General features: G+C 54.7%; 8 protein-coding genes and 5 tRNA genes. 12 read left to right on the forward strand and 1 reads right to left on the reverse strand.

Annotated features, from left to right (window positions below):
- Positions 1–42: 42 nt before the first annotated feature.
- The 7 genes from eptB to dppF all read left to right on the forward strand — a co-directional run bounded on the left by eptB (position 43) and on the right by dppF (position 8,232).
- Positions 43–1,737 carry a kdo(2)-lipid A phosphoethanolamine 7''-transferase gene (gene eptB, locus IM304_RS14160; protein ID WP_148421552.1) on the forward strand — a complete coding sequence of 565 codons (1,695 nt, stop codon included), beginning with the start codon at positions 43–45 and terminating at the stop codon, positions 1,735–1,737.
- Between the two features lie 92 nt (positions 1,738–1,829).
- A tRNA-Pro gene (locus IM304_RS14165) sits at positions 1,830–1,906 on the forward strand.
- Between the two features lie 621 nt (positions 1,907–2,527).
- A complete protein-coding gene (gene dppA, locus IM304_RS14170; protein WP_193355334.1) occupies positions 2,528–4,135 on the forward strand; it encodes a dipeptide ABC transporter periplasmic-binding protein DppA in 1,608 nt (535 codons plus the stop codon).
- Between the two features lie 161 nt (positions 4,136–4,296).
- Entirely contained in the window at positions 4,297–5,316 is a 1,020-nt protein-coding gene (dppB, locus tag IM304_RS14175; protein WP_006810536.1) for a dipeptide ABC transporter permease DppB, read from the forward strand.
- Positions 5,317–5,325: 9 nt separating this feature from the next.
- Entirely contained in the window at positions 5,326–6,228 is a 903-nt protein-coding gene (gene dppC / locus IM304_RS14180) for a dipeptide ABC transporter permease DppC (protein WP_148421548.1), read from the forward strand.
- A gap of 10 nt (positions 6,229–6,238) precedes the next feature.
- The gene (gene dppD / locus IM304_RS14185; protein ID WP_148421546.1) at positions 6,239–7,222 is read left to right on the forward strand and encodes a dipeptide ABC transporter ATP-binding protein; all 984 of its coding nucleotides are present in this window, start codon (positions 6,239–6,241) and stop codon (positions 7,220–7,222) included.
- Positions 7,219–8,232 (forward strand): dipeptide ABC transporter ATP-binding subunit DppF, encoded by a 1,014-nt coding sequence (dppF, locus tag IM304_RS14190; protein WP_176608988.1) that lies wholly within the window; start codon positions 7,219–7,221, stop codon positions 8,230–8,232. The genes dppD and dppF overlap by 4 nt, the downstream gene beginning before the upstream one ends.
- A 42-nt stretch (positions 8,233–8,274) precedes the next feature.
- On the opposite strand, the gene coaA is transcribed toward dppF, so the two are convergent.
- Positions 8,275–9,225 (reverse strand): type I pantothenate kinase, encoded by a 951-nt coding sequence (coaA, locus tag IM304_RS14195; protein WP_063868899.1) that lies wholly within the window; start codon positions 9,223–9,225, stop codon positions 8,275–8,277.
- A 317-nt stretch (positions 9,226–9,542) separates the two neighbouring features.
- On the opposite strand from coaA, the gene IM304_RS14200 reads away from it, so the two are divergent.
- The 5 genes from IM304_RS14200 to IM304_RS14220 all read left to right on the forward strand — a co-directional run.
- Positions 9,543–9,618 (forward strand) — tRNA-Thr (locus IM304_RS14200).
- Between the two features lie 8 nt (positions 9,619–9,626).
- Positions 9,627–9,711 (forward strand) — tRNA-Tyr (locus IM304_RS14205).
- Between the two features lie 116 nt (positions 9,712–9,827).
- Positions 9,828–9,902, forward strand: a tRNA-Gly gene (locus IM304_RS14210).
- Between the two features lie 6 nt (positions 9,903–9,908).
- Positions 9,909–9,984: transfer RNA gene (locus IM304_RS14215), tRNA-Thr, on the forward strand.
- 119 nt (positions 9,985–10,103) lie between these two features.
- A partial coding sequence (locus IM304_RS14220) for a GTP-binding protein (protein ID WP_032314999.1) occupies positions 10,104–10,427 on the forward strand: 324 nt, incomplete at its 3' end.

Genomic DNA, 10,427 nt, shown 5'->3' on the forward strand with positions numbered 1-10,427 from the left:
GATTCGGCGGGTCTATATACCCCTTCCCCCAGGGTTGTTTGCATGAAATATATTAGGTCTCTTACCCAGCAACGATTGTGTTTGATGCTGGCTGTCTATATCGGATTATTTCTGAATGGCGCGGTGCTGTTCAGAAGAGTGGAAGGTTACTTCGAGCACCTCACCGTAAGAAATGGAATTTTTGCCGTAATTGAAGTGTTCGGTTCCGTCCTCGCGACATTCTTCCTGTTACGCCTGCTCTCGCTCTTTGGCCGCCGTACCTGGCAAATTCTGGCCTCGCTGGTGGTGATTATCTCCGCCGCCGCCAGCTATTACATGACCTTCATGAACGTAGTTATTGGCTATGGTATTGTCGCCTCGGTGATGACCACGGACATCGACCTCTCGAAAGAGGTGGTGGGACAAGGGTTCATCATGTGGACAATTCTGACCTGCCTGGTGCCGCTCTTCTTTATCTGGAGTAATACCTGCCGCTATACCCTGTTACGCCAGCTGCGTACCCGGGGACAGCGTATCCGCAACGTCGTCGTTGTTCTGCTGGCGGGGCTGCTGGTGTGGGCACCGATTCGCCTGATGGAAAAACAGCAAAGAAATGTCGAAAAAGCCACGGGCGTGGATATGCCAAGCTACGGCGGCGTGGTCGCCAACTCGTATCTGCCCTCTAACTGGCTGTCGGCGCTAGGCCTGTATGCATGGGCGCAGGCGGACGAGTCCAGTGATGTGAAATCGCTGATCAACCCGACCAAAAAATTCACCTACCAGGCCCCGGCAGACGGGCTGGATGATACGTATGTGGTCTTTGTAATCGGCGAAACGACGCGCTGGGATCATATGGGCATTCTCGGTTATGACCGCGACACTACGCCGAAGCTGGCGCAGGAAAAGAATCTGGTGGCTTACCGCGGCTACTCCTGCGATACCGCCACGAAGCTCTCGCTGCGCTGTATGTTTGTGCGTGAGGGCGGTGCGAGCGAAAACCCGCAGCGTACCCTCAAAGAGCAAAACGTGTTTGCTGTGCTGAAGCAGCTTGGCTTTAGCTCTGATCTGTTCGCCATGCAAAGCGAGATGTGGTTCTACACCAACACCATGGCGGACAATATCGCCTACCGCGAACAGATTGGCGCCGAGCCGCGTAACCGTGGAAAGAGCGTCGATGATATGCTGTTGCTCGAGGAGATGTCACAGTCTTTGAAAAGTCATCCTAAAGGTAAGCATTTGATTATCCTGCATACCAAAGGATCACATTACAGCTATTACCAGCGTTACACGCGAGATTATGCGAAGTGGCAGCCGGAGTGTGTCAGCATTAATGCCAGCTGTAGTAAGGAAGAGCTGGTAAATGCTTTCGATAACACGGTGCTGTATGTGGATACTTTCCTCAGCAGGGTAATAGACCAGCTACGCGATAAGAAAGCGATCGTTATCTACGCGGCTGACCACGGCGAGTCCATCAACGAGAAAGAGCATTTACACGGTACGCCGCGTAAGCTGGCGCCGCCGGAGCAGTTCCGGGTACCGATGATTATGTGGATGTCGGATAAGTATCTGGAAAACCCTGACAAAGCCAAAATGTTTGCCCATCTGAAACAGCAGGCAGAGATTAAGGTGCCGCGCCGTCACGTAGAGCTGTACGACACCATTATGGGCTGTCTCGGCTATACCTCGCCAGACGGCGGGATTAACGAAAATAACAACTGGTGTAAACTCCCTGATAACACCACAAAAGCCGCGCAGTAGCTGCTCTGGCGAGAATATCGCCAGTTGAATGGCTTTTTGAAAATAAGGGATTGACGGGGAGCGCACCTCAGCAGTAAGATGCGCTCCGCATTCGGCGAGTAGCGCAGCTTGGTAGCGCAACTGGTTTGGGACCAGTGGGTCGGAGGTTCGAATCCTCTCTCGCCGACCACATTCTAAAAAGGGCTAACCGCAAGGTTAGCCCTTTTTGCATTAACGCCTTATCCGGTGCCACTCAGTAAAATACCCCTTAGCCCTGCTTCTCCCTGTCTGCTCACGGTTTTGTGACATAATCCATTGTATTTTTTTATATATAGTTTGATCTTTTTTCGCGTTGCTTATGGATAACCTCAGCATTTTTCGCTGTGCGTTTTAACGTTCGCGGTATTTAGTGCTCAGATAATCACCATTCCGTAAGAAAATTTACCCATTCTGAATAAAACTTAATCACTGTGTGTTGCGAAATATGAAGATAGTTGTGCTGCATCATGGCGAGTAGCATAAATTTCTCTGCTGAAAACTGGCTTTCAGAGTTTTTTTAATCTTTGTTTGCGGTTTCTCACACTCCACGTAAATCCCCGCCACCTGTATTGACGTTTTCACATTCTGTTGACAGATTGTAGGGCACGAGGGGCATATCAGGGAGGATCTGCGCTGCAACTCAAACGCTCTTCTGAAAGGATTCTCTATCCCTTTTAACGCCTTCGGGCATCACCGACCGGACCGGGTAAAAAATAAATAAAGGTCAGGCGGCGTAACACAACAAAGCAAAACATCACATTGGAGCACAATAATGAGTATTTCCTTGAAGAAGTCAGGGATGCTGAAGCTTGGTCTGAGCCTGGTGGCCATGACCGTCGCAGCAAGCGTACAGGCCAAAACCCTGGTTTACTGTTCTGAGGGCTCTCCGGAAGGCTTTAACCCACAGCTCTTTACCTCTGGTACGACTTACGACGCAAGCTCTGTACCGATCTATAACCGTCTGGTTGAATTTAAAACCGGCACCACGGAAGTGATTCCTGGCCTGGCTGAAAAGTGGGATATCAGCGAAGACGGTAAAACCTATACCTTCCACCTGCGTCAGGGCGTGAAGTGGCAGGACAGCAAAGAATTCAAACCAACGCGCGACCTTAACGCCGACGACGTTGTGTTCTCCTTCGACCGTCAGAAAAACGCGCAGAACCCGTACCATAAAGTGTCTGGCGGCAGCTATGAATACTTCGAAGGGATGGGCCTGCCGGACCTGATCGCTGAAGTGAAAAAAGTGGACGATAAAACCGTTCAGTTCGTGCTGACGCGTCCGGAAGCGCCATTCCTGGCTGACCTGGCCATGGACTTCGCCTCTATTCTCTCTAAAGAGTACGCGGACAACATGCTGAAAGCCGGCACGCCGGAAAAAGTGGACCTGAACCCAATCGGTACCGGCCCGTTCCAGCTGCTTCAGTACCAGAAAGATTCCCGTATCCTGTATAAAGCCTTCCCGGGCTACTGGGGCACCAAGCCGCAGATCGACCGTCTGGTCTTCTCCATCACGCCTGACGCATCCGTGCGTTACGCAAAACTGCAAAAAAATGAATGCCAGGTGATGCCGTATCCAAACCCGGCTGACATTGCTCGCATGAAGCAGGACAAAAATATTAACCTGATGGAGCAGGCGGGCCTGAACGTGGGCTATCTCTCCTTCAACACCGAGAAGAAACCGTTCGACGACGTGAAAGTGCGTCAGGCGCTGACCTACGCGGTGAACAAAGAAGCGATCATCAAAGCCGTATACCAGGGTGCGGGCGTTGCGGCCAAGAACCTGATCCCACCAACCATGTGGGGCTATAACGACGACATCAAGGACTACACCTACGATCCTGAGAAAGCGAAAGCGCTGCTGAAGGAAGCGGGTCAGGACAAAGGCTTCACCGTTGAGCTGTGGGCAATGCCGGTACAGCGTCCTTACAACCCGAACGCACGCCGTATGGCGGAAATGGTCCAGGCTGACTGGGCGAAGATTGGCGTTCAGGCCAAGATCGTGACCTACGAGTGGGGCGAGTACCTGAAGCGCGCCAAAGCGGGTGAACACCAGGCGGTAATGATGGGCTGGACCGGCGACAATGGGGATCCGGACAACTTCTTCGCTACCCTGTTCAGCTGTGCGGCAGCGAAAGACGGCTCTAACTACTCTCGCTGGTGCTACAAGCCGTTTGAAGACCTGATCCAGCCGGCGCGTGCGACCGACGATCACAACAAACGTATTGAACTGTACAAGCAGGCGCAGGTTGTCATGCACGACCAGGCTCCGGCGCTGATTGTTGCTCACTCCACCGTGTACGAGCCGGTGCGTAAAGAAGTGAAGGGCTACGTGGTTGATCCGCTGGGCAAACACCACTTCGAAAACGTATCAATCGAATAATAAGTAGGGTGTTCTCCCTCTCCCTTCAGGAGAGGGCAGGGGTGAGGGCCGCGCATGTTTGCCCTCACCCTGACCCTCGCCCGATGGGAGAGGGAATTTACATTTGTGAGCAATACAGACGTTGCGCCACTGGGCGTGCGTCATCAGAGAGAATCCGGGTTATGTTGCAGTTCATCCTCCGACGTCTGGGACTTGTTATCCCGACGTTTATCGGTATCACCCTTCTCACTTTTGCCTTCGTCCATATGATCCCGGGTGACCCGGTGATGATTATGGCGGGCGAGCGTGGTATCTCCCCTGAACGTCATGCGCAACTGCTGGCTGAACTCGGCCTTGATAAGCCGATGTGGCAGCAGTACCTCCACTATATCTGGGGCGTATTGCACGGCGATTTAGGGATTTCACTAAAAAGCCGACTCCCGGTGTGGGACGAGTTCGTGCCGCGTTTTAAAGCGACGCTGGAGCTGGGTATCTGCGCCATGATCTTTGCGACCGCGGTGGGTATTCCCGTTGGCGTACTGGCTGCCGTTAAGCGTGGCTCTATTTTCGACCACACTGCCGTTGGCCTGGCCCTGACCGGCTACTCCATGCCTATCTTCTGGTGGGGCATGATGCTGATCATGCTGGTATCGGTGCAGTGGAACCTGACGCCGGTCTCCGGTCGCGTCAGCGATATGGTCTTCCTTGACGACACCAACCCGTTAACCGGCTTTATGCTGATTGATACGGCGATCTGGGGCGAAGAGGGCAACTTCATTGATGCGGTTGCGCACATGATCCTGCCTGCGATGGTGCTGGGTACCATACCCCTGGCGGTAATCGTGCGTATGACCCGTTCTTCCATGCTGGAAGTGCTGGGCGAAGATTATATTCGTACCGCCCGCGCCAAGGGCCTGACCCGTATGCGCGTCATCATCATTCATGCCCTGCGTAACGCCATGCTGCCGGTTGTCACCGTTATCGGCCTGCAGGTGGGCACGCTGCTGGCGGGGGCGATCCTGACCGAAACCATCTTCTCCTGGCCGGGCCTCGGACGCTGGCTGATTGATGCGCTGCAACGCCGTGACTATCCGGTGGTGCAGGGCGGTGTGCTGCTGGTCGCGACGATGATTATTCTCGTCAACCTGCTGGTCGATTTGCTGTACGGCGTGGTGAACCCGCGTATTCGTCATAAGAAGTAAGGGGCCATCATGTCACAAGTAACTCAAAATAACGTGGTCACTGCACCGGTGCCTATGACGCCGATGCAGGAGTTCTGGCACTACTTCAAGCGCAACAAAGGCGCGGTTGTCGGGCTGGCGTATGTTTCCATCATGATCCTGATTGCGGTATTTGCGAACTTCCTCGCACCCTATAACCCGGCGGATCAGTTCCGCGATGCGCTGCTTGTGCCGCCGGTCTGGCAGGACGGGGGCAGCTTTGCCCACCTGCTGGGCACCGATGACGTGGGCCGCGATGTCCTGTCGCGCCTGATGTACGGCGCGCGTCTGTCGCTGCTGGTTGGCTGTCTTGTCGTGGTGCTGTCGCTGGTCATGGGCGTCGTGCTCGGCCTGGTGGCGGGCTACTTCGGCGGCATCGTTGATAACATCATTATGCGCGTCGTCGATATTATGCTGGCGCTGCCAAGCCTGCTGCTGGCGCTGGTGCTGGTGGCGGTTTTCGGTCCGTCGATCGGTAATGCCGCGCTTGCGCTTACGTTTGTTGCGCTACCGCACTACGTGCGTTTAACCCGTGCGGCGGTGCTGGTTGAAGTGAACCGCGATTACGTCACCGCGTCCCGGGTGGCGGGTGCCGGTGCGATGCGCCAGATGTTTATCAATATCTTCCCGAACTGCCTTGCGCCGCTGATCGTTCAGGCGTCGCTCGGTTTCTCTAACGCCATTCTCGATATGGCCGCTCTTGGCTTCCTTGGCATGGGCGCGCAGCCGCCAACGCCGGAGTGGGGCACCATGCTCTCCGACGTGTTGCAGTTCGCGCAAAGCGCCTGGTGGGTCGTCACCTTCCCGGGTCTGGCGATTCTGCTGACGGTGCTGGCATTTAACCTGATGGGTGATGGCCTGCGTGATGCACTTGATCCCAAACTGAAGCAGTAAGAGGCACGAGATGGCGTTATTAAATGTAGATAAATTATCCGTGCACTTCGGCGACGAAGGCACACCGTTTCGCGCCGTGGACCGAATCAGCTACAGCGTAAATCAGGGTGAAGTGGTCGGTATCGTTGGAGAGTCAGGTTCCGGTAAATCCGTCAGCTCGCTGGCAATCATGGGGCTGATTGACTACCCCGGCCGCGTGATGGCGGAAAGCCTGGAGTTTAACGGCCAGGATCTGAAGCGCATTTCCGAGAAGCAGCGCCGCCAGCTGGTGGGCGCAGAAGTGGCAATGATCTTCCAGGACCCCATGACCAGCCTGAACCCGTGCTACACCGTTGGCTTCCAGATTATGGAAGCGATTAAGGTGCATCAGGGCGGTAATAAGAAAACCCGCCGCCAGCGTGCTATCGATCTGCTGACGCAGGTGGGGATCCCCGATCCGGCGTCACGCCTGGACGTTTACCCGCATCAGCTTTCAGGCGGGATGAGCCAGCGCGTGATGATCGCCATGGCGATCGCCTGTCGGCCAAAGCTGTTGATAGCCGATGAACCGACAACCGCGCTGGATGTTACCATCCAGGCGCAAATCATCGAGCTGCTGCTGGAGCTGCAGCAGAAAGAGAACATGGCGCTGGTGCTGATTACGCACGATCTGGCGCTGGTGGCGGAAGCGGCGCACAAGATCATCGTGATGTACGCGGGCCAGGTGGTGGAGACCGGAAGTTCGCACGATATCTTCCGCGCGCCGCGTCACCCGTATACGCAGGCGCTGCTGCGTGCGCTGCCGGAGTTTGCCCAGGACAAAGCGCGTCTGGCGTCGCTGCCGGGTGTGGTGCCGGGTAAATACGACCGTCCGCAGGGCTGTCTGCTCAACCCGCGCTGCCCGTATGCGACGGACAAATGCCGCGCTGAGGAGCCAGAGCTGAATCTGCTGGCCGATGGTCGACAGTCAAAATGCCACTACCCACTCGATGATGCCGGGAGGCCAACACTATGAGTACGCAACAGGCCACCACGCAACAGCCGCTGTTGCAGGCTATCGACCTGAAAAAACACTACCCGGTGAAGAAGGGGATTTTTGCCCCTGAGCGCCTGGTGAAAGCGCTGGACGGCGTCTCCTTCAGCCTCGAACGCGGTAAAACGCTGGCGGTGGTTGGGGAGTCTGGCTGTGGGAAATCCACGCTGGGCCGTCTGCTGACGATGATTGAAACGCCAACCGGCGGCGAGCTCTACTATCAGGGGCAGGATCTGCTCAAGCACGATCCGCAGGCGCAGAAGCTGCGTCGTCAGAAAATCCAGATTGTGTTCCAGAACCCGTACGGTTCGCTGAACCCGCGCAAGAAGGTCGGGCAAATTCTGGAAGAACCGCTGCTGATTAACAGCAATCTGAGCAAAGCGCAGCGCCGCGAAAAAGCGCTGGCAATGATGGCGAAAGTGGGGCTTAAAACCGAGCATTACGATCGCTACCCGCATATGTTCTCTGGCGGTCAGCGTCAGCGTATTGCCATCGCCCGTGGTCTGATGCTTGACCCGGACGTGGTGATCGCAGATGAGCCGGTTTCGGCGCTCGACGTCTCCGTTCGCGCGCAGGTGCTTAACCTGATGATGGATTTACAGCAGGATCTTGGGCTGTCGTACGTCTTCATCTCCCATGACCTCTCCGTCGTCGAGCACATTGCCGACGAGGTAATGGTGATGTATCTGGGACGCTGCGTGGAGAAGGGGACCAAAGACCAGATCTTTACTAACCCGCGTCATCCCTATACGCAGGCGCTGCTGTCCGCGACGCCGAGACTGAACCCGGACGACCGTCGTGAACGCATCAAGCTGACCGGCGAGCTGCCAAGCCCGCTGAATCCGCCGCCGGGATGTGCCTTCAACGCCCGCTGCCGTCGCCGCTTTGGCCCGTGCACGCAGCTGCAGCCACAGCTGAAGGATTACGGCGGTCAACTGGTGGCCTGCTTCGCGGTCGATCAGGATGAAAACGGTGAAAAGCCGCAAGCATAAAGAAAAAAACCGGCGATGAGCCGGTTTTTTTTCGCCTGACGTCTACTTTCGTAAACGAATCTGATCGACGGCGTGTTTCTCACTCTTGGTGAGGATCAGGCTGGCGCGTTCGCGCGTCGGCAGGATGTTCTCTTTCAGGTTCACGTAGTTGATCTCATTCCACAGTCCGGTCGCCACGTTGATAGCCTCTTCTTCAGAGAGCTGGGCGTAATTGTGGAAATAGGAATCCGGGTCGGTGAACGCGCCTTCGCGGAACTTCAGGAAGCGGTTGATGTACCAGCGCTGCAGCAGTTCCTCCGGTGCATCGACATAAATAGAGAAATCGACGAAGTCAGAGACAAACACATGATGCGGATCGTGAGGATAGTCCATCCCGCTTTGCAGGACGTTTAATCCTTCCAGAATCAGGATGTCGGGCTGCACAACCGTTTTGTCGCCGTCCGGGATGCGGTCGTAAATCAGATGCGAGTAGACCGGCGCGGTAACGTTCGGCACGCCCGATTTTAAGTCAGAGACAAACTTCACCAGGCGGTGCATATCATAAGAGAGCGGGAAGCCCTTCTTCTTCATTAAGCCGCGTTCTTTTAACACCTCGTTGGGATGCAGGAAGCCGTCAGTGGTGATCAGCTCGACGCTGCGGTGTTCTGGCCAGCGGCTCAGCAGCGCCTGTAGCACGCGCGCGGTGGTACTTTTGCCCACTGCCACGCTGCCCGCAATGCTGATGATATACGGAATACGTTGACCGTTGGTGCCAAGGAACTGTTCCAGCACGGCCTGACGACGCAAATTGGAGCTGATATAGAAGTTAAGCAAGCGAGAGAGGGGGAGATAGATTTCTGCCACCTCTTCCAGGGAGAGATCTTCGTTTATCCCTTTTAGCCGTGCGATTTCACCTTCCGTCAGTGTCATAGGGACGGAGTCACGCAGGGCTGCCCACTGGCTACGGTTAAACTGAAGATATGGCGTCATTAACGTTTGCTCTTTTTTGCTCATAAGCATGCTTCTGTGAACCATCACGAAACGGCGGGTGCGGGCTCATCACATAGTTAATTTTGGACAATGGGCAGGAGGTTAACACCAGATGAGAGGAATAATAAGAAAAAATATGGGAAAGCGATGCGTAACCGGGGAGGCATCACGCAGGGCTATAGCATGTCAAAATCAGGGGTTCATGTTGAATATTTAACCGCGAGTGGATGAATTTACAGCGGTTAGCACTGGTTTCGCATAAAATGTGAGCGAAAGAACGTTTTATGCAATTTTTTAGTTGCATGACCGCGCATGTCTCCATAGAATGCGCGCTACTTGATGCCGACTTAGCTCAGTAGGTAGAGCAACTGACTTGTAATCAGTAGGTCACCAGTTCGATTCCGGTAGTCGGCACCATCAAGTCCGGTGGGGTTCCCGAGCGGCCAAAGGGAGCAGACTGTAAATCTGCCGTCACAGACTTCGAAGGTTCGAATCCTTCCCCCACCACCACTTTCTGGCAGCGTCAAAGCCGCCGGAGCTGGTTGGAAAAATTGACCAGCTCGAACAGAAAAGAGAGAAATCTCTTTTTTTGTTACAGAAAGAACTGGGTAGCCGAGTTTCAGGATGCGGGCATCGTATAATGGCTATTACCTCAGCCTTCCAAGCTGATGATGCGGGTTCGATTCCCGCTGCCCGCTCCAATACGTGCTGATATGGCTCAGTTGGTAGAGCGCACCCTTGGTAAGGGTGAGGTCCCCAGTTCGACTCTGGGTATCAGCACCACTTCACTTCTCCCTCCCATTTCTCTCTGTTTCAATATAAATGTATTCAACAGTTCAGGCATTTTCGCCTGGTTGATGTGGTGATATCACCGATTTATCCGTGTCTTAGAGGGACAATCGATGTCTAAAGAAAAGTTTGAACGTACAAAACCGCACGTTAACGTCGGTACTATCGGCCACGTTGACCATGGTAAAACAACGCTGACCGCTGCAATCACTACCGTACTGGCTAAAACCTACGGCGGTGCTGCTCGTGCTTTCGACCAGATCGATAACGCACCAGAAGAAAAAGCTCGTGGTATCACCATCAACACCTCTCACGTTGAGTATGACACCCCGACTCGCCACTACGCTCACGTAGACTGCCCGGGCCACGCCGACTATGTTAAAAACATGATCACCGGTGCTGCGCAGATGGACGGCGCGATCCTGGTTGTTGCTGCG

The sequence above is a fragment of the Enterobacter cloacae complex sp. P40C2 genome (genome assembly GCF_014930695.1).
Lineage (GTDB): Bacteria > Pseudomonadota > Gammaproteobacteria > Enterobacterales > Enterobacteriaceae > Enterobacter > Enterobacter pasteurii.

Bases quoted from the DNA above. Each gene is read 5' to 3' on its own strand.
- dppD (WP_148421546.1), top strand. From the start codon at position 6,239: ATGGCGTTATTAAATGTAGATAAATTATCCGTGCACTTCGGCGACGAA.
- coaA (WP_063868899.1), bottom strand. From the start codon at position 9,225: ATGAGCAAAAAAGAGCAAACGTTAATGACGCCATATCTTCAGTTTAAC.
- dppB (WP_006810536.1), top strand. From the start codon at position 4,297: ATGTTGCAGTTCATCCTCCGACGTCTGGGACTTGTTATCCCGACGTTT.
- eptB (WP_148421552.1), top strand. From the start codon at position 43: ATGAAATATATTAGGTCTCTTACCCAGCAACGATTGTGTTTGATGCTG.
- dppA (WP_193355334.1), top strand. From the start codon at position 2,528: ATGAGTATTTCCTTGAAGAAGTCAGGGATGCTGAAGCTTGGTCTGAGC.
- dppF (WP_176608988.1), top strand. From the start codon at position 7,219: ATGAGTACGCAACAGGCCACCACGCAACAGCCGCTGTTGCAGGCTATC.
- dppC (WP_148421548.1), top strand. From the start codon at position 5,326: ATGTCACAAGTAACTCAAAATAACGTGGTCACTGCACCGGTGCCTATG.